Annotated in this window: 17 protein-coding genes; 8 read left to right on the forward strand and 9 right to left on the reverse strand. The window is 40.4% G+C overall.

Going from position 1 to position 21476, the window contains the following annotated elements; genetic code table 11:
- Nucleotides 1–22: 22 nt before the first annotated feature.
- From GQR47_RS00300 to GQR47_RS00315, 4 genes are read left to right on the forward strand one after another with little or no spacing between them, the layout of a single operon-like run.
- Complete coding sequence (locus GQR47_RS00300) at nt 23–1615, forward strand: DUF4331 domain-containing protein (RefSeq protein WP_154902904.1); 1593 nt, start codon at nt 23–25, stop codon at nt 1613–1615.
- Between the two features lie 11 nt (nt 1616–1626).
- Nucleotides 1627–2136 (forward strand): Ig-like domain-containing protein, encoded by a 510-nt coding sequence (locus tag GQR47_RS00305; protein ID WP_024600513.1) that lies wholly within the window; start codon nt 1627–1629, stop codon nt 2134–2136.
- A 54-nt stretch (nt 2137–2190) separates the two neighbouring features.
- Nucleotides 2191–3216, forward strand: coding sequence for a hypothetical protein (locus tag GQR47_RS00310; RefSeq protein ID WP_154902905.1), 1026 nt, complete (start codon nt 2191–2193; stop codon nt 3214–3216).
- Nucleotides 3213–4325: a HupE/UreJ family protein gene (locus tag GQR47_RS00315; RefSeq protein WP_154902906.1), complete on the forward strand. Its 1113-nt coding sequence runs from the start codon at nt 3213–3215 to the stop codon at nt 4323–4325. Before GQR47_RS00310 ends, GQR47_RS00315 begins: the two co-directional genes overlap by 4 nt.
- Before the next feature lie 66 nt (nt 4326–4391).
- Here GQR47_RS00315 and GQR47_RS00320 read toward each other — a convergent pair whose 3' ends face one another.
- From GQR47_RS00320 to GQR47_RS00350, 7 genes are all read right to left on the reverse strand, one after another.
- On the reverse strand, nt 4392–5018 hold the full coding sequence (locus GQR47_RS00320) for a TetR/AcrR family transcriptional regulator (protein WP_002959031.1): 627 nt from the start codon (nt 5016–5018) through the stop codon (nt 4392–4394).
- A gap of 96 nt (nt 5019–5114) precedes the next feature.
- Nucleotides 5115–6533, reverse strand: coding sequence for an efflux transporter outer membrane subunit (locus tag GQR47_RS00325; RefSeq protein ID WP_154902907.1), 1419 nt, complete (start codon nt 6531–6533; stop codon nt 5115–5117).
- Complete coding sequence (locus GQR47_RS00330; protein ID WP_154902908.1) at nt 6530–9664, reverse strand: efflux RND transporter permease subunit; 3135 nt, start codon at nt 9662–9664, stop codon at nt 6530–6532. Before GQR47_RS00330 ends, GQR47_RS00325 begins: the two co-directional genes overlap by 4 nt.
- Nucleotides 9665–9676: 12 nt before the next feature.
- On the reverse strand, nt 9677–10846 hold the full coding sequence (locus GQR47_RS00335) for an efflux RND transporter periplasmic adaptor subunit (protein WP_154902909.1): 1170 nt from the start codon (nt 10844–10846) through the stop codon (nt 9677–9679).
- Nucleotides 10847–11131: 285 nt separating this feature from the next.
- Nucleotides 11132–12433: a hemolysin family protein gene (locus GQR47_RS00340; protein WP_002959027.1), complete on the reverse strand. Its 1302-nt coding sequence runs from the start codon at nt 12431–12433 to the stop codon at nt 11132–11134.
- Nucleotides 12434–12580: 147 nt separating this feature from the next.
- Complete coding sequence (locus GQR47_RS00345) at nt 12581–13270, reverse strand: transporter substrate-binding domain-containing protein (protein ID WP_002959026.1); 690 nt, start codon at nt 13268–13270, stop codon at nt 12581–12583.
- 129 nt (nt 13271–13399) lie between these two features.
- Nucleotides 13400–14509 carry an arginase family protein gene (locus GQR47_RS00350; protein ID WP_024605708.1) on the reverse strand — a complete coding sequence of 370 codons (1110 nt, stop codon included), beginning with the start codon at nt 14507–14509 and terminating at the stop codon, nt 13400–13402.
- 464 nt (nt 14510–14973) lie between these two features.
- On the opposite strand from GQR47_RS00350, the gene udp reads away from it, so the two are divergent.
- A complete protein-coding gene (gene udp / locus GQR47_RS00355; RefSeq protein ID WP_007375563.1) occupies nt 14974–15729 on the forward strand; it encodes a uridine phosphorylase in 756 nt (251 codons plus the stop codon).
- Between the two features lie 100 nt (nt 15730–15829).
- Here the strand turns inward: udp and cdd are convergent, their stop codons facing one another.
- Together cdd and ppc are read right to left on the reverse strand one after the other, a co-directional pair.
- Nucleotides 15830–16756, reverse strand: a complete 927-nt coding sequence (gene cdd / locus GQR47_RS00360; protein WP_154902910.1) for a cytidine deaminase — start codon at nt 16754–16756, stop codon at nt 15830–15832.
- A 136-nt stretch (nt 16757–16892) separates the two neighbouring features.
- The gene (gene ppc, locus GQR47_RS00365) at nt 16893–19538 is read right to left on the reverse strand and encodes a phosphoenolpyruvate carboxylase (protein WP_154902911.1); all 2646 of its coding nucleotides are present in this window, start codon (nt 19536–19538) and stop codon (nt 16893–16895) included.
- Between the two features lie 120 nt (nt 19539–19658).
- Between ppc and GQR47_RS00370 the strand changes: the two genes are divergently transcribed.
- The 3 genes from GQR47_RS00370 to GQR47_RS00380 are packed head-to-tail and all read left to right on the forward strand — an operon-like array spanning nt 19659 to nt 21394.
- On the forward strand, nt 19659–20057 hold the full coding sequence (locus tag GQR47_RS00370) for a DUF393 domain-containing protein (RefSeq protein WP_154902912.1): 399 nt from the start codon (nt 19659–19661) through the stop codon (nt 20055–20057).
- On the forward strand, nt 20054–20776 hold the full coding sequence (locus tag GQR47_RS00375; RefSeq protein ID WP_154902913.1) for an SDR family NAD(P)-dependent oxidoreductase: 723 nt from the start codon (nt 20054–20056) through the stop codon (nt 20774–20776). The genes GQR47_RS00370 and GQR47_RS00375 overlap by 4 nt, the downstream gene beginning before the upstream one ends.
- 9 nt (nt 20777–20785) lie before the next feature.
- Entirely contained in the window at nt 20786–21394 is a 609-nt protein-coding gene (locus tag GQR47_RS00380) for a flavin reductase (RefSeq protein ID WP_007375568.1), read from the forward strand.
- The last annotated feature ends 82 nt before the right edge of the window (nt 21395–21476 follow it).

Raw genomic sequence — 21476 nt, forward strand, 5'->3', positions numbered from 1 at the left:
ATCAAAACTAAAGGACAAAGTCATGAAAGCTTTAACTCCATCAATACTCGCAGTAGTAGTATGCAGTACGTTTATAAGTGCACCAAGTGAAGCATCTAGCCACAGAGAAGCGCCAAATATAAGCCGTTTCCCGACTTTAGATTCTACCGATTTTTATGTATTTAATAGTTACGAGCAAGGTCGTGATGATTACGTCACATTAATTGCTAATTACATCCCGCTGCAAGATGCATACGGCGGTCCTAATTACTTTGCAATGGACCCAGATGCTACTTACAGCATTCATATAGATAACGACGGCGATGCTGTTGAAGATATTACATTTGCGTTTAACTTTAAAAGCATGCTTCCTAATGATAACCAAGGTGTGCAATTAACTGTTGGACCTGAAGGTAATCAACGCACCGTGTCTGTACCGCTTAAAAATGTAGGCGGTGTATCTGCCGGAGATAACAGCGCTGCAAATTTTAGCGAATCATACACAGTAAGCATGATAAGCGGCGCGCAGCGTACTGGCGAAACAACGCTATTAAATAACACTGCATCAAACTCCAGCACATTTTCTAAACCGCTTGATTATGTGGGTAATAAAACATTTGGTTCAATGAGCGATTATCAAACTTATGCTGACCAATTTGTGTATCAGGTTTCAATTCCTAACTGTGAGAGCATGGCACAAGTTTTTGTAGGACAGCGTAAAGACCCGTTTGTAGTTAACCTAGGTAAAACATTTGATTTAGTAAACTATGTACCTGTAGAAGGTGATAGCGCCCCTGGTGCTGGTGACGGCGGTGGTTTTCCAGGTGGTATAACGCAATCAGCTGATAATGACGACCTTGCAGATAAAAACGTAACATCAATCGCTATCGAAATACCTAAAAGCTGTATTGTCGGTGAAGGTAACGGCGTAATAGGTTCGTGGACAACAGCAAGCTTACCTCAAGCACGTGTATTAAACCCCAATGCTAAATTTGCTAATAATGCGGTAAACGGTGGTGCATTAACTCAGGTTTCACGCCTAGGTAGCCCGCTTGTAAATGAGCTTGTAATTGGCATTAAAGACAAAGACACATTTTCTACTGCGCACCCTAAAGACGATGCACAATTTTTAGATTATGTATCTCACCCAGCACTACCTGAGTTATTAAACATTTTGTTTAAAGATGCTGTTAATACGACCCTTGGCGCAAACTTAGAAACACTGGCACCCACTAACTTCCCGCGTACTGATTTAATCACTGCATTTTTAACGGGTTTTGCAGGCGTTAATCAGCAAGCAACTGTAACACCTTCAGAAATGCTGCGTTTAAATACAGGCATTGCAGCAACAGCGCAAGCTGATCAATCTGCATTTGGTGTAGCGGGTAATGATTTAGCCGGCTTCCCAAATGGTCGTCGCCCGGGTGATGATGTGGTTGATATTGCACTTCGTGTTGTGATGGGTCGTTTATGTCATCCGATTCCTGTAAATGGTGAAGACACTGATTTAGGACTTTGTGCACCAGAGGATGCTAATACAGGCACAGTGCCATTTACAGACGGCGCACCTATTGATGCAACAATGATGGACTCAACATTCCCATACCTTGCAACACCACTTGCTGGCTCTAAATAAGGAGTAAAATAATGCGTAATTTAAAAACTACCCATATTTGTGTTCTCCTCAGTGCATTAACATTGGGAGCATGTAGTAGCGATGATGATAAAAAACAACCTACACCGGTTGTAAACACCGCACCTACAGCAAGCGATGCAATGCTAACAACACAAACTGAAGTAAGCATTACCGATATGCTTAACGCAAGCGATAATGATGGCGACTCACTTACTTACTCGTTAACAAGCGAGCCAATGCTCGGTACTGTTAATGTTGACAGTGATGGTAACTTTACTTATACACCTAATAAAGAAGCAACAGGTTCAGATAGCTTTATGTTTGGTGTAAGTGATGGCGTTAATTCGCAAGTTACTGCAACAGTAAGTATTACGATTGAGGCGCTGCAAGTTGACTTTGCTCAATTTGCAACCGATGCATTTAACCAAGCGCCAAATGCAGAGCCGTTAACTGTTAATGGTCGGGTGTTTACAAACACTGATACCGATGTTGATGGATTAATTTCTACAAGCGGTAACTAACCAAGTCATTAAGCTGACAGGCCATGGATGGCTTTTTTTCAAAGGATATTTATAATGCATTTATCAGTACTTAAACCCCTCACTATTATTGCTATTTGCTTAACCTCTTTCGCGGTGAGTGCGGCTCCTTATACTCCAAAAGATGACGCAGTTATTGCTAACAGTAATTCAACGCTTAGTGCTTCTCTGTCTGTTGAGGAAATAAATACATTAGTCACTAACAGCCAATATGTAGGCCAAACAGAGCGTTTACAGGGGCTACTTAAAACCCGTTTAGCCCAGCTATATAAACAAACACCCTCATCTCAAATTGGTTACTTATATGCTCGCGTTTTACAAAAAGAGCACCTTTTTGACGAAGCAATTAACGTTGCTAACAACGTTTTGATTAAAGAGCCACAGCATAGTAATAGCCATTTATTGCTAGCCAATATATTTATGACTCAAGGTAAGTTTGCACAAGCAAAAAAACACTGTGTCGCCTTAATTGGGCACGTAAGCACTATTACTGCTAGCACCTGTGTGCTAGACGTACAAAGCCAACATGAAAGCGTTTTAGACAGCTACCAAGCATTAGTAAAAATTATAAATAATAATCAAACTAGCCTAGCTACAAACCATGTTTTAAGTGAAATGAGCTATCGTTTAAATAACTACAAACAAGCATTGTCTCACTTACAAAGTGTAGATTTAGTTCAAGCCCCTGTGAGCCTAATTGTTTTATGGGCCGATATTCAAATTGCGCTAAACCAACCACAACAAGTATTAAATACATTAAGCGTACTGCTTCCTGATAAAGGTAATTTAGAAGATGCTATTTTGCTAAGACTTTCAATCGCAGAAAAAAAACTAAATAAACGCGATAAAAAATGGCAAAATACAATGGCGCAAAGAGTTACGCTACGAGAGCTTCGTAAAGATTCTTTTCATGCAAGTGACTTAGCTAAATATTACCTTGATGTACAACCAAATCGCGAAAAAGCACTTTACTGGGCTCATATTAATTGGCAGCAGGCTAAAATGAGCACCGATGAGCAATTACTGATTCAAGCAAAAGCGATGCAACGAGATACACTATGAAAACGCCTTATCTATTTATACTCACTTTAATGCTGTGCATTTTTTCAACTTACAGCTTTGCCCATCAACTAAGTACAAGTTATATAACCTTAAATAGCGAGAACAATAACGACACCAGCAAAAATCTATACACGGGTACCTGGCAAATAAATATTGCCGACTTAGAGCACGCAGTGCCTCTGGATTTAGATAAAAACGGCCAAATTTCGTGGACAGAAATAAAAGCAAAACGTAGCTCAATTAATAACTTCATTAAAGAAAATTTAAATATCACGCAAAGCGCGCAAATATGCCCTTTAAAAAGTGAAGGTATCTATCAGCTAGATAACCATTTTAACCAACCTTATTTAGTGATTCCGCTGCAGTTTAGCTGTGATGACAATGAAGCAATCACCCTTTCCTACTCCGCTTTTTTTAAAACTGATGCTAACCATAAATCCATCGTAAATATTAACGGTGTATCTCGTGTATTTAATATCAATGAGGCACAACAAACGTTCAGCTTTGAACAAACAAGTTATTTAAGTACCTTTAATCAATACGTTTACCAAGGTGTTTTACATATTTGGATTGGTATTGATCATATTTTATTTTTAATCGCTTTGTTACTTACCTGTGTTTTAAAACGCAGCAATAAAGCATGGCAAGGTATTAGCTCTAAAAAGCACATTATTAAACACACAGCATGGATAGTAACCGCGTTTACGCTTGCGCACTCTATTACGCTTACCGCCACCGCTATGAACCTTGTATCACCAAATAGTCGCTGGGTAGAGCTTGGAATTGCTATATCGGTTTTATTTGCAGCATTAAATAATGTGTGGCCGTTGGTACTTCGTTTAGGTTGGCTTACTTTTGCTTTTGGTTTACTACATGGGATGGGATTTGCGAGCGTACTTGGCGAACTTGGCCTGTCGAGCGACTATCAACTGCTCAGTATATTGGCGTTTAATTTAGGCGTCGAAATCGGTCAACTTAGTATATTACTGATAGCCTTACCAATACTCATTTATGTACGACACTACACTTGGTATAAAAAATGGTTAATGCCAATGGGCTCCGTTGCTATCGCAATTGTTGCACTTCAGTGGTCAATCGAGCGTTTTTAAATAGTATAAATAAAAAAGCTAGCCAAAATATTGGCTAGCTTACTTTTTAGTTATTTACTTTGAGCGTTACTGCGCTTTATCAAATGGCATCAGTAATGTTTTCATCGCAGGGCGAAGCGCTATGAGTACCGTTTCTTCGGTTAGCTCAGGGTAAAGTAACTTTCTAAGTAATAACCCTGCCATCATCGAAAAAATAACATTAATTCGGCTTTCAAGTTCACGCTCATCAATGTCTTTGAGCGCACTTCGCTCGCTTGTTAAAAGCTGCCTCATGCGCCCTCTTGCTTGAATATCGGTTTCACGCAAAAGAGTAGCAACTTTAATATTACGACCCGCTTCTGCCATCATATCTAAATCAATAACACACGAGCCTGTATCCATGTGTCTTTGCACGCCAATATTTAAGCCATCTAAAAGAGCCGCCAAAACATCACCAGGGTGATCTTCAAACTTTTGAAAGATAGAGAACATTTCTTCCATGTCTTTTTCAATAATGCTTTCTATAATAGCTTCTTTGCTTTCAAAGTAATTATAAATATGCCCTGCACTCATCCCTGCCGTTTTAGATATTTCTGCCATACCTGCACCGTGGTAACCTTTACGGCGAAAACACTCTGCAGCAGCTGTTAAAATTTGCTCACGCCTAGCAAGTGCTATCGCGGGATCTGTTTGCCTTTTTGCTTTAGGCTTCATGTTCAACTCCACTACCAAGTCATAAACTCAGTAAAGCAAGAGCTATAAATAGTCTCGCCATATAAATATGTAATGCGGCTTTAAAAGCCGCAAATATTATTTCTCTTCCTGAGTTGTTTCACTGGCTACATTCCATCCGCCACCAAGCGCTTTGTACAAGTTAATTTGACTCGCAAGATACGCTTGCTGACCCGCAATTAACTGCTGCTGCGCGCCGTACCACGTACGCTGAGCATCAAGTACTTGCAAGTAGCTATCTGCGCCTTTTTCGTAACGCATTTTTGATAAATCAAACGTGATTTGTCGACTACTTATAAGCATATCAAGGGCACTTAATTGCTCTTGGTAACCTTCTCTATCAGCAAGTGCATCGGCAACTTCGCGAAACGCATTTTGAATTTTTTGCTGATACGTTGCCACTGCAATTTCTTGATCTGCTTTTGCTACATCAAGATTTGCTTGGTTACGTCCCATATTAAAAATAGGTAAGCTAATTGTCGGCACAAAGCTCCATGTCCCAGAGCCTGAATCAAACAAGCCACTTAAGTCACTTGAAGCAGACCCCGCGTTGGCTGTTAAGCTTATGCTTGGATAAAACGCCGCTCGAGCAATACCAATATTGGCATTAGCAGCAAGCATTAAATGCTCAGCGGCTTTAATATCAGGGCGCTGTGATAGCAGATCAGACGGTAAACCAACGGGTACTTCTGGCATACTGATCAAGTTAGTCAGGTCTTTATTAGGCAGTAAATCAGCTGAAACAGATTTACCTACTAATAAATCTAAGGCACTTTTATCACGCTTTAACAAACGTTTGTACGTTGCTATGTCTACTTTTGCCGTAGCAACTGTGCTTTTAAGCTGCTCAAGAGTAATTGAAGACGTCGCACCTAAATCAAAGCTTTTTTGCGTAAGCGATAATGACTCTTGCTGAGAGGTAAGCGTTTCTTTTGCAAGCTCTAGCAGTTGCAAATCAGTTGCATAATTTAGCCACGCATTTGCCAACTCTGAAATTAAAGACACCTGCGTGCTGTATTGGCTAAGCTCTGTAGAGTATAAGTTTTGCAGTGCTTGCGCTGATTGATTGCGTACTTTGCCCCAAATATCTAACTCGTAAGAGGTAATACCCACTGTTGCACTGTATTGCGAGCTAATAGCTGCATCGCCAGTACCTGATAAGTCAGCCGGTAAACGCTGGCGCGTACCAGATGCATTTAAATCAAGGGATGGATACAAAGCAGAGTCTTCAATTTGATATAAACCACGCACACGCTGCACATTAAGCACTGCAATTTGCATGTCTTTGTTATGCTCAAGGCTTTGACTAATTAACGTTTGTAGTTTTTCGTCATTAAAAAACTGCTGCCAATTTAATTGCTGCGCAGCGCTTTGCCCAGTATCTGATGCATAAGCATCAGATACTGGTAGAGCAAGGTCTTTTTGCTCAGGCGCTAATTGGCAACCACTTAGCACCAATAAAGCAATTGCACTTAGGCTGAATGTTTTAATGCTCATTCTGCGCTCTCCTTCGTAGTCTCTTTAGCTTTGCCAGGAAATACACGGCGCACTAACACAAAGAATAACGGTACAAAAACAACAACTAATATTGATGATGCAAGTGTGCCGCCAATAATCGAAATACCTAACGCATTTTGCGCACCAGAACCCGCGCTTGAGGCAATAGCAAGCGGTAAAACACCACAAATAAAGGCCATCGAAGTCATAAGTATTGGACGCAAACGTAGGCGAACAGCTGCAATAGCCGCATCAACTAAGCCAAGCCCTTCTTCCATTTTATGAATCGCAAACTCTACAATCAGTATCGCATTTTTAGATGCCAAACCAATGGTGGTCAACAAACCTACCTGCAAGTAAATATCGTTAGATAAGCCACCGCCAAGCGCTGCCATAATCGCACCAAATATACCCAGTGGTACAATCATCATTACCGCAAATGGTACCGACCAACTTTCATAAAGCGCGGCTAAACATAAAAATACAAACAAGAGCGATAAGCCATATAATAAGGGTGCTTGACCACTACTTGAGCGCTCTTGGAATGAAATACCGGTCCACTCAGACGAAATACCATTAGGCAGCTGTTTAACTAATCGCTCCATTTCATCCATTGCTTGTCCCGTGCTGTAACCAGGCGCTGCACTACCTTGAATTTCCATTGCTGAAAAACCATTGTAACGCTCTAAGCGTGGTGAACCGTATGTCCAAAACGAGCTAGCAAAAGCTGAAAACGGCACCATGTCGCCATTATCATTGCGCACATACCACTTGTTTAGATCCTCAGGCACCATACGCGATTGCGCATCACCTTGTAGGTATACTTTCTTCACGCGACCACGGTCTATAAAGTCATTTACATAACTACTCCCCCAAGCAGTGGCAAGCGTGCTGTTTATATCGCCTTGTGAAACACCAAGTGCTTCAGCTTTAGCTAAATCTACATCAAGTTGAAGTTCTGGCATGTCTTCTTGTCCATTTGGACGTACGCCCGCTAAAATTGGGCTTTGGCTCGCCATACCTAATAATTGGTTTCTTGCCGCTAATAAATCATCATGTCCAAGGCCAACACGGTCTTGTAAAAAGAGAGTAAAGCCATTGGCCGTACCCAGCTCAACAATTGCAGGTGGCGGAAAGGCAAAAACAAAGGCTTCTTTTATTGTTGAAAAGTAGCCCATTGCTTTACCTGCAACCGCTTTAACAGATAAATCATCTCGCTGACGCTCATCCCAATGCTTAAAGTTAACAAACGCAATCGCTGAGTTTTGGCCAGAACCTGCAAAACTAAAACCAGTCACGGTAAAAATACCGTTTACTGCTTCGGATTGATCATTTAAGAAATGGTTCTCTACTTTTTTAACAACCTCAAGTGTTTGTTGTGTTGTGGAGCCTGCCGGTAATGACACTTGGTTAAACAAAATACCTTGGTCTTCGTCAGGCAAAAATGCCGTTGGTAAGCTTGAGAATACATAAACCATGCCGCCCACAATCACGCCATAAATAAGCAGATAGCGCTTAGAGTGCGTAAGCATACGGCCCACAAAACTTTGTGCACCTGAGTTTGTTTTATCAAAACCACGGTTAAAGCCTGTAAAAAATCGGCCAAATAGCGTGTTATTGTTATGTACATGGCTTGGTTTTAAAAGCGTTGCACATAATGCTGGCGTTAAAATAAGAGCCACTAAAACAGATAACCCCATCGCCGATACGAGTGTTATAGAAAACTGACGATAAATTATACCGGTAGAGCCACTAAAGAATGCCATTGGTATAAATACCGCAGAAAGTACCATGGCAATACCGACCAACGCGCCTTTAATTTCATCCATAGATTTACGCGTAGCTTCAAGTGCCGATAGCTTCTCTTCGGTCATTAAGCGCTCAACGTTTTCGACTACAACAATCGCATCATCCACAAGTAAGCCTATGGCAAGTACCATCGCGAACATGGTTAACGTATTAATTGAATAACCAAATGCGTACAAAATACCAAACGTACCAAGCAATACCACAGGCACGGCAATGGTCGGAATAAGCGTTGCTCGGAAGTTTTGTAAAAACAAATACATGACGACAAACACTAAAATAACCGCTTCAATAAGCGTATGAACTACTTTTTCAATTGATAAAGATACAAATGGTGTGGTGTCATAGGGTACAACTACATCTAACCCTTCAGGAAAATAAGGTTTTAACTCTTCAATTGCGGCTTTAACGCCTGCCGCTGCATCAAGTGCATTCGCGCCACTGGCCAATTTAATACCTAAACCCGAAGCAGGTTGTCCATCGTAGCGTGCTACAACACGGTAGCTTTCGCCACCCAACTCTACACGTGCAACATCCTCAAGGCGGACAAAAGAGCCATCAGGATTTGTTTTTACTAAAATATTCTCAAACTGCTCGACCGTTTGTAAACGACTTTGCGCTGTCACCGTTGCATTAAGTTGCTGCCCAGCAACTGATGGCATCCCTCCTAATTGCCCCGCAGATACTTGTGCATTTTGCGCGCTAATTGAGGCGCTAATATCCGCTGGCGTTAGTTTGTAATTTTGCAGTTTTGAAGGGTCTAACCAAATTCGCATAGCGTATTGTGAGCCAAATAATTGCACTTCACCTATGCCTTCAACACGTGAAACAATATCTTGCACGTTTGATGATACATAATCACCAATATCGATGTTGGTCATACTGCCATCTTTAGACACAAAACCTAATACCATCAAAAAGTTACGCGCAGATTTTGCAACAACGACACCTTGCCTTTGTACTTCTTCAGGTAAAAGTGGTGTTGCTGTCGCTAATTTATTTTGCACTTGAACTTGTGCAATATCAGGGTCTGTTTCGGCGCTAAACGAAAGAGTAAGCGTTGCTGAACCGCTCGACTCAGACGTTGATGACATATAAAGTAAGCCATCAAGCCCTTTCATTTTTTGCTCTATAACTTGCGTAACCGTATCTTCAAGCGTACGTGCAGATGCACCAGGGTACGTTGCCGTGATACTAATTGCTGGCGGTGCAATTGACGGATACTGTGCAATTGGCAAGCTTTGTATAGCCAAAATACCTGCTAGCATCACTACAATAGCGAGTACCCAAGCAAATATCGGTCTATCGATAAAAAATCGTGACATTAAAACTCTCCGTTATTGAGCTTGATCGGCTTTAGCAGACGATTGAATTTCAGATGGGTTCACAGGTGCACCAGGGCGGATTTTTTGTAAACCTTCAACTATTAACTTATCGCCATCACTTAGGCCATCAGTAACAAGCCAATCAGAACCAATAGTTCTATCTACTTTTAATACGCGGCTTTCTACTGTATTGTCTTTACTGACAACCATTGCTGTTGGTTCGCCTTTTGAATTACGGCTAACGCCACGTTGCGGTACTAAAATCGCATCCGCTTTAACGCCTTCAACAATAGATGCACGTGCATACATGCCTGGTAATAATAGCTTTTCAGGGTTAGGGAACTTAGCGCGCAAAGTTACAGAGCCGGTACTTGGGTCAACAGTCACTTCTGAGAACTGCAACGTTCCTTTGTGAGAATACGCCGAGCCATCTTCCATTATTAATTCAACATCTGTTTGGCTGTTTGCATCAATACCTAAACGGCCAGATGCAATCGCTTTTTTAAGTTGCGTCAACTCATTGCTCGATTGTGTTAAATCAATATAAATTGGATCTAACTGAGTCACTGTAGCAAGTGCTGTACTTTGATTTGCACTTACTAGTGCACCCACTGTTACGCTTGATTTACTAATTTGGCCACTAATAGGGGAAGACACATGGCTGTAATCAAGGTTAATTTGTGCTGATTTTAACTGCGCTTTAGCCGTTAATAATTCAGCATTCGCTTGTTTGTACGCAGCATCCGCTTCGTCAAAATCTTGTTGACTCACTGCTTTGATTTTTAAGAGTTCGCCGTAACGTGATGCTTTTGATTTAGAGCTGGCGATGCTTGCCTCTGCGCGTGCAACGCTCGCTTCACTTGCTGCAAGGTCTGCTTCAAATGTAGCTGGGTCTATTTGATACAGTGCTTGGCCTTGCTTAACCTCTTTACCTTCGACAAATAAACGAGATTGCACAATACCACTTACTTGTGGGCGAATTTCAGCAATTTGAAATGCACTGATACGCCCAGGAAGTTCTTTTTTGAGAGTAAGCGCTTGGCTTTTTAATGTCAGTACACCCACTGGCACAGCTTGAGGAGCTGAAGCTTGTGACTGCTCAGTTGCTTGATCACAACCAGTTAAAGCAACAGAACCGACGAGGGCTGAAAATACAAATAAAGCGATGCGGGAACGCTGCATGTTAAATACCTTTTAGTTTAGAGTGAACGATCATTCTAAATTAAAACGCGCTGATAATGAATCTTAATTAGAAGAAATTTACACATACTTACACTCCCCAGTACAATATACGTCTTAAGTTGCATTTAATGTTAATTTGATGAAAATAGAATTAAAGCTGTTTGAAAATAAAGCAATTAAACAGATTGAAATAACCACTCATTTTAAGCACAGAACTTTTAAATAGGCACAAAAAAGCCAAGCAAAAACAGCTTGGCTATTTATATAAACGACTATCTTACTTTTTTAAAGGGGGTTGTCGTTCTGTGGATTAATAACTCTTGAAACTAACAACTGCTCTACCCTAATTCCCTCTACATCAACAACTTCAAACTTAAAGCCTGAAAAAGTTAAATGCTCTGCACGTTTAGGGATTCGCTTCATACTGTAAATTAAAAATCCAGCGACAGTTTCATAGTGCATCTGATCTGGAAATTCTTCTATATCAAGTACCTTTGCTAAATCGGTAATTGGAGTTAACCCATCTACAAGCCATGAATTTTTATCGCGCTCTATAATTAATTCATCACCTTGATGAGTAATTAAATCCCCCATAAACCCTTTCATTAAGTCTTTTACCGTTACAATACCTACCGAAAGCGCGTATTCGTTTACGACAACAGCAAATGGCTTTGCTGCGCTTTTAAACGCATTTAAGGCTTCTGATAGGCTTAATGTTTCCGGTAAGTAAAAAACATCTTTATCAATCAGCTCATCGTTTATATTGGCGGCTTCGCCTTTTAGTACTTGTCGTAAAATATCTTTAGATTCAACAGAGCCATGCAATTTATCTAAATTTCCTGACACTACTAAAAAGTGATTATGAGGGTGGTCAATAATTTTGGTCGCAATATCATGGCTAGATTCGTTTAAATCAAAATAGACAATTTGGTCGCGTGGCGTCATTACGCTTGATAAAAACCGCGCTTCTAGGTCAAACACATTACCAATGAGTTCATACTCTTGCTTTTGCAAACTACCATATGCAGCACCCGCTTCCATCATGGCAACAATGTCCTCAGTTGTAACGTTATCTTCTCGCTCAGCGGGCACTTTAAATAAGCGCAGCACAAAGTTAGTTACCCCATTAAAAAACATCACTAGCGGAGTTAAGGCAAAGGTTACCCAGCGCATTATTGTAACGACTCTAACAGCGACAGCTTCTGGCATGATCATCGCTAAACGTTTTGGCATTAAATCGGCGAACAAGATAAACAGAGATGTAATAGTAAAAAATGAGAATAAAAAGCTAATTTTTTCTAAGTGTGCACCTTGATAAAAAAGCACTAAAACACTTTCAACATAAGGCGATAAAGCCTGCTCGCCCACAATACCACCCAAAATCGCAATCGCGTTGAGTGCAATTTGGATCATGGCAAAAAAAGCCCCTGGATTTTCTTGTAGCTTTAATACCGCTGCTGCTTTTATATTTCCTTCATCTGCCATTACCCGCAGTTTTATTTTACGCGACGCTGCAATTGCTATTTCTGACATAGCAAACAACGCACTGATCAAGATCAATAAGCTAATCCCGATTAAATCACCCATTTAACGCTCCAATAAGTTAGCGCTTTTTTAAACAAAAAGCAGCTGGATTATAATCGGTTTTTTAAACGCAGCAATTTATATTTACGAAATATATTTAAACTATTAATTTTCAATTATTTAAGAGGTAAAACAGTGAGTTTAAAGTACTTAAATTTTATTAAAGGCGACTTTTAATTGAGAAACTAAAGCCGGATCCATATTTATATTACAGGCAAAAAATAACGGAGACTGAGTTGTATTTAAATCAAGTAATGGTTCTAGTAACTCAAGCTTAGGCTCTGTTTTAACTCGATAGTTAAATTGCTTTTTGTTGAGGATAACAAAATCAAGTATATGGTGACGAGTGCTTATGAGTTTATCTATTTTATCTAGGCTATCGATGAGTAATAAATGCTTGCTTTCACTAAAGCCCCTTTCAAGCAAATAATGATGACTAAAGTTATCACGCAGTACTGCTATTTTGTATTTTTTAGCATCATTGAGTGTGTTTAACTTTATACCTCTGGATTTTAGACCATAAATGGCAGAGTCAAAGCTTTCCAGTTCGCCTACCCAGTTAAACTTACTTTCTCTATTAGGTAATCGAACAATCGAAAATATACAGGTGTTTTTATCGCGTAGCGCTGCATTGTAGGATATGGCCCAACTATGCGCCAACATAGTGTAGTTTATACCTGTACCTTCTAGCGCTTTATGAACTTTTTCGACAGAGCGGCCAACGAGTTTGTTATCTTCATTAATATACTGAAAGTCCGGAAATACTTCCGTTACTATTGTAATTTCAGCTGCATCAACTTTAATACAGCTAATGAACAATAAAAAGATCAACAATTTCATCTAGCGAGGCCTCAACTAACTCATTATATGTATTTAATAAATATAGCTGAGGCTTTATGAACTGCTAGTTTTTAGTCATGTGATGCACACTTATACGCTGATAGTGCTAGTATTTATAGCTTCTACAGCTTACTTGTTCATTGCACTAATTAAAAAGGCTGAAATTTTAGCGCCTTCTCTAAGTGTCGTTTCTGAGCTTGATTGGCCAACTAAAGAGCTGTCGGTAAATGGCGCTATCTCCATCATATCTGCACCCGTAATAGGAAACTCATCCGCAATGGCTGATAAAATATCAAGCGCATGCTGAGGCGTTAAACCGTGATGCTCTGGTGTACCTGTGGCAGATGCAAATTCAGCATCAAGCGCATCAATATCAAAGCTTACGTATATTTCATCAACGTTATCGGCTTTTAACTGTGCAATAGCGTCGGCAGCAACCGCTGCTGCGCCGCGTTCAATGATTTCATGTGCCCAGTGCTGTTTAACACCAAAAGTATTTTCCCAATGCGCTTTAGGCTTGCCACTTGAGCGTATACCAAATTGTATTAAATGATGCGGCGCCGGTAAAAACTCTAATATATGTGTACACCACGAGCCAAAACATAAATCAATACCTAAGCGCTCCACAAGTAAATCGGTATGCGCGTCAAAGTGAATAATAGCCGTGCGCTTACCTTGCTCACGTTTTGCTTTTAAGTACGCTTTAGTAAGTGGGTAACTAATTGAGTGATCGCCACCAATACCAAATAATCCTTTATCTTTAAACGTTGCGTAAAAACTGTCGCACACATCTTCAGTGATTGATAACGGGCTTACGTAATAATCGTTATCTTCATCACCATATAAGGCTTTTTGGCAATTAGAAATGGTCGCATCATTTAGGTATTTGTCATGAAGTAGATGTGGGATCACACGTACATCACCCAAATCAAACGAATGACACTGCGGTTGCTGATCAATTAATGCTGAGCGCACAAACAGTGGCCCCCAGTTTGCGCCGCGTAATATCCCACCGCCACAGTCGGAGCTAATACCTAACATAACGGCTTTATGTGGTGAGTTTGGTAATTCGTTTAAAGACTCGCGCCACAAGTTATCAACGTTTTCAGTTTGTCCGTAAAGTTTATTACGCAGTGCGGCTTTGCGCTCTTTTGCAGTATTTACTGTGTATACGCCATCGCCCGGTGCGCACAAACAGTGCTCAACTTTGTTTTTAAATGCTTCAAATTGTGTGCTCATAATAAACTCCTTCGGTTTTTATTCTGTACGTAGCTAATTAGTTTTGATTACTTTTGATTAGTTATGCAAAATCACTAAAAATGCCTAAACTTCAAATAAATGCCACTTTGCTAAATAAGTCAGTGCTTAATATAAGTAAACACGTTAGTTTTTACGTGTTCACCACAAAGCTAAGCTATTGAATTTATTTGATATTAATGAAAATTTGTAATCATTCATTTAATCGTAGTTACGCGCTTGAGTAATACTTATTATGTCTGCTTGAACATGTCAACAGCGCAACAAGGCTACGTATATAAGTGCTTGAGTGAATATTCATAGTTGGTGAATAAATCAAATTAGCCCTTAAAATTATTAAGGCTTTATTGGAAGAGTTAAGATAAAACGGACAATCGTCCTGTACTTGATAAACGTTTCTAGCAATCATGCTAGATTGACAACAAATTATTATAAAAGGCTTAGCTATGGAAAAGGTATTTCACTTAGGACTATGTATTGACGATCTTAAAGGTGCAAAACTTGCGATTGTACCGGGCGATCCAGATCGTGCAGCACGTATTTCACAATTCCTAGACAACCCAACCTGCCTTGCTCAAACTCGCGAGTTTCATGTTTATTTAGGTCAATTAAACGGCCACTCTGTGGTTATATGTTCTACAGGTATTGGTGGTCCATCTACGTCGATTGCAGTAGAAGAATTAGCACAACTTGGCGTGCGTAAATTTTTACGTATTGGTACAACCGGTGCAATTCAGCCACACATTAACGAAGGCGAAATTTTAATTAGCCAAGCGTCTGTACGTTTAGACGGAGCTAGCCAACACTTTGCACCACTTAGCTACCCTGCTGTATCTGACTTTTATGCAACACAAGCTATGGTACAAGCATGTAAAAACCTAAATATCGATTTTCATATTGGTATTACTGCATCAAGCGATACATTCTACCCAGGGCAAGAGCGTTACGATACGCACTCTGGTTACGTTCCTAAATCACTACAAGGTAGCTGCGAAGAGTGGCAAAAATTGGGCGTGATGAACTACGAAATGGAATCGGCAACATTATTTACTATGTGTGCAGCCCTTGGATTACAAGCAGCATGTGTAGCTGGCGTACTTGTTAACCGTACTCGCCAAGAAATACCAAATGTAGACCACGGTGAAATTGAGCGTAAATCTGTAGCAGTAGTATTAGAAGCAGCTAAAGTATTACTTGATTAATACAGGTTATAGCAGTTACAGTGAGTGAGTTATTTAATTCGATAGAATGACTCGCTTTAATAAAGCACAGCTCCGGCTGTGCTTTATAGTATGCAAGCCACTATTTAAGTGGTGTGTTAATTACTTTAAGTGCTGGTAAATGCGTAAAACTGGCAAGCACAGCTTTTGCCACTTGCGACTGGTTTTCACGACCTGCTGTTTCGAGCAATGTTATTCCCTTCACCGTACTTTCGTTAAAGCTAAGCCCAGCTAAAAAGAACTGACTTAGTGCACTTTGTAGTGGCGATAAACTTGGACTGTAAGCTGCATTTTCGGCGTAACTTCCGTAAAAATCACCATCACTAAATGTACTTATTTTTACGGCGCTAAAGTTGTGGCTGTAAGGCACATACGCATTAAGTGCAAAACGCGCAAGGGTTTCATCAAGGTCTTCAGCGCTAAAATTACCTTGCTGTGGTTTTGGGTTAAATAAGCTAAATTCGTTACCTAAATCGGTAGGTCCAAATGAATGCGGCAGTAATTCAGCAAGTTTAAATTGCTGATCAGGAAGTAAAATATCAAACTCTTTCGCATCAGCTAGTTCGTTCATAAACTGGCGACAATACCCACAAGGCGCATCGCTAATGGCAATTTTAACTATTTTTTTAGCGCCGTTTAACCATGCGTTATTTATAGCCGATTGCTCTGCATGAACCACTAAACTCAATGCTTGATGATCAAACTCTACATTCGCACCAAAGTAAAAGTTTACCTCACCCTTTTCATCAAGCGCTTTAACAATTGCGCCTACATGAAAATCTGACACTGGCGCAACAGCATACTCAGAAGCTAAAGGTACTAAACCTTGTAGTAATACATCATCAGACACATTGAGTTGCGCGCATAACGCTTTAATATTATTAGAATTTAATATGCCACGTTGTGATTTTAATTGACTACGTAATGACGCTGTTTGCGCTACGCTTAATGTGAAGTGCGAATTTGTAAGTGCTGTATCTTGCTGTACAGTAAAAGTTGCTGAAGCCATAATATTTTTTAATTATTCAATGGCTAAGTAGTTTAAAAGGTTAGGATGTTAAATACCAGCCTATTTAACGCAAAAAAAGGGAGCACATCGCGTGCTCCCTTTTAATACCAATAGGTATACCTAACAAAATAAAGTGTTAGCCGGTATTACGCATACCTGCAGCTATACCTGTCATCGTGATCATTAACGCATTATCAATGTCACCTTCGTTTCGTTTTTCCTCTGAGCGAGCACGGCGTAAAAGCTCAACCTGTAATAGATTAAGTGGATCGGTGTACGGATTACGTAAACTAATCGACTCCTTAATCCAAGGTTGTTCGGCGAGTAGGCTTTTTTGTGGGCTAAGTGATTGCACCAAGCTAATCGCTTCTTGAAGCTCTTTACGAAGTGTTACACCCAATGGTTTGTACATATCTTCCACCAGCGCATTATCGTAATGCTCACTCAACCAGCAATCGGCTTTACTAAATACCATTTCTAGCATTTCTAGGCGCGATCTAAAGAATGGCCACTGTAGGCTCATTTCGTTGAGTGTTTCTGCGCCGTACTTATTAAGCGCAGCTTTTAAGCCAGTTAACGCACCTAACCATGCAGGAAGCATTAAGCGGTTTTGGCTCCACGCAAAAATCCATGGAATAGCACGCAGGCTTTCAACGCCACCATTAGGATTACGTTTTGCAGGACGCGATCCAAGCGGCAACTTAGACAGCTCAAGCTCAGGCGTTGCCATTCTAAAGTAAGGTACAAAGTTTTCATCGTGGCGAACTACATTACGGTAATGTTCACATGACTCCTCACTTATTAGCTTCATTACTTCGCGCCACTGCGGTTTTGGTTCCGGCGGCGGTAATAAGTTACTTTGTAGTACTGCGCCTGCGTAAATATTTAAGCTTTGCAGTGCTACATCGGGTAAACCAAATTTAAAGCGGATCATCTCGCCTTGCTCGGTTACACGCAAACCACCTTTTAACGAACCTGGCGGTTGTGAATGCAGCGCTTGTGCAGCAGGTGCGCCACCACGCCCTACTGTGCCACCACGTCCGTGGAATAAAATAAGTTCAATACCACGCTCATCAGCAAGCTGCACTAGTTTATCCATAGCTTCGTACTGCGCCCAACCTGCTGCCATCATGCCGGCATCTTTAGCAGAATCAGAGTAACCAATCATTACATTTTGGGTGTTTTTAATGTGCCCGCGATACCAAACATTATCAAGTAATGTAGTAATTACATCACTGCCTGCGTTTAAATCGTCGAGTGTTTCAAATAACGGTGCTACTGGTAAATCAAAGCTACAGCCGCTTTCTTTTAGCAATAATTGTACTGCTAAAATGTCTGATGCTGTTCGCGCCATCGAAATAATATACAAGCCAAATGTTTGTTCGTCTTGCTTAGCAATAACGTCAAAGGTGTCTAGCACTTCTTGAACATCAGGGCTTGGTTGCCAATGTTTTGGAATAAGCGGTCTGCGAGAGTTAAGTTCAGTAAGTAAAAAAGCTTGTTTATCTTGCTCTTGCCATTGGTTGTAGTCGCCTAAACCTAAATAACGAGTCAGCTCAGAAAAAACATCGCTGTGACGAGACGAGTCTTGGCGCACATCGAGTTTAGCTAAACGCAAGCCAAAGCTATTAATACGGTACAGTAAATCAAGCAATAAGCCATCAGCAACTACTTTCATATTACACTTTAATAACGAGCGGTAGCAAACCTCTATAGGGTGCTTAAGCTGATTAATATCGGTAATTAAATCTTGTGAATCGCTACGCTTATTTTTAATTTTAGCGCCCAAGTGAGCCACGGTCTCTGCAACTTGGTTTTTAAGCTTTTTGATCACCGCTCTGTATGGTTCAAAGTCTTGACCTGCCAACTCAATAAGCTCATCACTGGCGTCTGACATAGATAATTCAGCGCATAACGTTTTTAAATCTTGAATATATAAGTTAAGCGCCATCCAACGACCGTGGTCAAGCACTTCTGCTGTAACCTGCGATGTTACAAATGGATTTCCATCACGGTCTCCACCCATCCAAGATGTGAACTCAATCGGGCTGTAATCTTTTGGTAGCTCTAAACTTAATTGCTCTTTAACATTGGCTGAAAATTCACGTAAAAAGCGCGGAACAGCGTGCCAAAGACTGTTTTCGATTACCGCATAACCCCATTTAGCTTCATCAACTGGCGTTGGGCGAGAGCGACGAATGTCGTCGGTATGCCAAGCCTGGCTAATAAGCTGTTCAATACGATTTAAAATAGCATCTCGCTCTAGCGGTAAGTTATCTTTTCGCTCTAATGACGCTAAGCAATCACTTAGTTCAACATGTTTGTTAATAATAGTACGGCGCGTCACCTCGGTTGGGTGGGCGGTTAATACTAAGTTTATGTGGAGTTTTGAGAGTGTTTCGGCCAAATGATTACTATCTAGCTGGCCTTGTTCTGCTTTTGTAACTAACGTTTTTAATGTTTGAGTGAGAGGGTTTTGTTGACCAAGGCCAACGTCATTAAAACGCGAAACGGTATGAAATTGTTCTGCTACATTAGCAAGGTTTAAAAAATGATTAAATGAACGGGCAACCGGCAAAAGCTCTTCATCACTAAGCGCATGTAAAACATCTATTAGCGCTTGTCTGTCGTCTTCATTACCACTGCGAGATGATTTAGATAAAGCCCGAATTTCTTCTACTTTATCTAAAATAGCTTGGCCTTGAGCATCCTTAATAGTTTGTCCTAGTAATTGCCCAAGTAAATTTACATTACCTCGCAAGGCGGCATATTGTTCACTCATTTCTCATTCTCCTTTGTTTCGTAGGACACTATTAATATCATCATGAAGAGAAATTTAATAGATCCATTTGCAATGTCTTGTCGTAAAAAAGTATATATAAAATAATCACAAAGCGATTACATGATCATTTTTTACGATGGAAACTGCCCTCTTTGCAGCACCGAAATGCAGCAACTAAAACACGCAGACTCTAAAAATCTAATTACGCTTGAAGATCTTAACGCGAGCGACTTTAGTGAACGCTACCCGTATATTGATAAAGACAAAGCAATGAACTACCTGCAAGCCCAAAAGCAATCAGGTGAAATGATTTACGGGCTTGATGTAACGTACGAAGCATGGAAAATAGTGGGTAAACATAGCTGGTTGAAAATTTTTCGCTTGCCAATAATCCGCTTTTTCGCTGACTGCGGATACCTGTTATTTGCTAAGTATAGGCACCCCATCAGTCGCTTTTTAATGCCAAATACTCAGTGCAGTAACGGCGAATGTGGACTAAAAGCAAAAGGTGATAAATGAAAACCATTGTTTTATTCGGCGCAAGCAGTGCCATAGCAAATGCATATATAGAACATCTACAAATAAACACGCCTACTCATCAGATAGTTTGTATTAGTTCAAAAAGTATTGAATCTGACTCAAGTGTTGTCCACCTGCATACTGACTACACAAAACAAAGTTTAGCGCGCGTTACTAATTACCTAAAAGAGCAAAGTGCCGATATACAACAAGTTATTATATTCAATGGTACACTGCACAACGAAACCCATATGCCCGAAAAAAAGCTGGAGGATTTAGACGCTGAGTATTTTAGCCAACTTCTCAATTCAAACACCCTAACTCCCCTACTTTGCTTGCAGAGTATTTTGCCGCTCTTAACACATAAAACGCACTGTACTATTACAGCACTCAGTGCGCGTGTGGGCAGCATTAACGACAATAAATTAGGCGGTTGGTATACGTATCGCGCCTCTAAGGCTGCTCTTAACATGCTATTTAAAACCGCAGCGATTGAGCTTTCACGCCGAGCTAAAAATACCAAGCTCGTTTTATTTCACCCAGGGACTACTGATACTGCGCTTTCAAAGCCATTTCAAAAAAACGTACCCGCTGGAAAACTCTTTACAGCTGAATTTGTAGCTAAGCAGCTATTTACACTTACTTTTAATAACCTTCATTTAGAACTCAATGGTGAGCCTGCCTACTTAGATTGGCAAGGCGAAACCATACCGTGGTAAGGACCTTTAATGCATTTTACTAAAGAGCGCATAAACGCACTTGAAAAACACACTCGTACTCATTTAATTAATTCGCTTTCGGGTTTTAAAAGCGCCAACTTAATTGGCACGCAAGACAAACAAGGCAATACTAATCTCGCCATTGTTAGCTCTGTTATTCATTTAGGTGCTCACCCGCCGCTAGTTGGCATGATAATGCGCCCAAATAGCGTGCCTCGCCATACGTTCGAAAACATAATCGAAACCGGTAGTTACACCATTAACCAGGTTAATAAAGCTATTTATAAGCAAGCTCATCAAACATCAGCCCGCTACGACAAAGGCGAGTCAGAATTTGCAGCGACAGGTTTAACGCCCGAATACTTAAACGACTTTGCAGCGCCTTTTGTTAAAGAAAGCCGCTTAAAGTACTCGGTTAAATTTGTAGAAAACCAACATTTAGCCATCAATGGCACAGAGCTTGTAATAGGTGAAATCACTGATGTGTATTTAGATGAAGTAGCACTTCAAAGTGATGGCTTTTTAGATTTACAGGCTATTGAAACGGTGGCAGTAACCGGGCTTGATAGCTACCACACAAGTAATAAACTAACTCGTTTACCTTACGCTAAAAAATAATATGCCATTTTAAGAGGCTATAAACTAATAGCCTCTTATCGCATAACATTGAATTTTACCTTGGTATTAATCACACTAGCTA

The organism is Pseudoalteromonas sp. Z1A2, from assembly GCF_011378755.1.
Classification (GTDB): domain Bacteria; phylum Pseudomonadota; class Gammaproteobacteria; order Enterobacterales; family Alteromonadaceae; genus Pseudoalteromonas; species Pseudoalteromonas distincta.

Bases quoted from the DNA above. Each gene is read 5' to 3' on its own strand.
- GQR47_RS00300 (WP_154902904.1), top strand. From the start codon at position 23: ATGAAAGCTTTAACTCCATCAATACTCGCAGTAGTAGTATGCAGTACG.
- GQR47_RS00305 (WP_024600513.1), top strand. From the start codon at position 1,627: ATGCGTAATTTAAAAACTACCCATATTTGTGTTCTCCTCAGTGCATTA.
- GQR47_RS00310 (WP_154902905.1), top strand. From the start codon at position 2,191: ATGCATTTATCAGTACTTAAACCCCTCACTATTATTGCTATTTGCTTA.
- GQR47_RS00315 (WP_154902906.1), top strand. From the start codon at position 3,213: ATGAAAACGCCTTATCTATTTATACTCACTTTAATGCTGTGCATTTTT.
- GQR47_RS00320 (WP_002959031.1), bottom strand. From the start codon at position 5,018: ATGAAGCCTAAAGCAAAAAGGCAAACAGATCCCGCGATAGCACTTGCT.
- GQR47_RS00325 (WP_154902907.1), bottom strand. From the start codon at position 6,533: ATGAGCATTAAAACATTCAGCCTAAGTGCAATTGCTTTATTGGTGCTA.
- GQR47_RS00330 (WP_154902908.1), bottom strand. From the start codon at position 9,664: ATGTCACGATTTTTTATCGATAGACCGATATTTGCTTGGGTACTCGCT.
- GQR47_RS00335 (WP_154902909.1), bottom strand. From the start codon at position 10,846: ATGCAGCGTTCCCGCATCGCTTTATTTGTATTTTCAGCCCTCGTCGGT.
- GQR47_RS00340 (WP_002959027.1), bottom strand. From the start codon at position 12,433: ATGGGTGATTTAATCGGGATTAGCTTATTGATCTTGATCAGTGCGTTG.
- GQR47_RS00345 (WP_002959026.1), bottom strand. From the start codon at position 13,270: ATGAAATTGTTGATCTTTTTATTGTTCATTAGCTGTATTAAAGTTGAT.
- GQR47_RS00350 (WP_024605708.1), bottom strand. From the start codon at position 14,509: ATGAGCACACAATTTGAAGCATTTAAAAACAAAGTTGAGCACTGTTTG.
- udp (WP_007375563.1), top strand. From the start codon at position 14,974: ATGGAAAAGGTATTTCACTTAGGACTATGTATTGACGATCTTAAAGGT.
- cdd (WP_154902910.1), bottom strand. From the start codon at position 16,756: ATGGCTTCAGCAACTTTTACTGTACAGCAAGATACAGCACTTACAAAT.
- ppc (WP_154902911.1), bottom strand. From the start codon at position 19,538: ATGAGTGAACAATATGCCGCCTTGCGAGGTAATGTAAATTTACTTGGG.
- GQR47_RS00370 (WP_154902912.1), top strand. From the start codon at position 19,659: ATGATCATTTTTTACGATGGAAACTGCCCTCTTTGCAGCACCGAAATG.
- GQR47_RS00375 (WP_154902913.1), top strand. From the start codon at position 20,054: ATGAAAACCATTGTTTTATTCGGCGCAAGCAGTGCCATAGCAAATGCA.
- GQR47_RS00380 (WP_007375568.1), top strand. From the start codon at position 20,786: ATGCATTTTACTAAAGAGCGCATAAACGCACTTGAAAAACACACTCGT.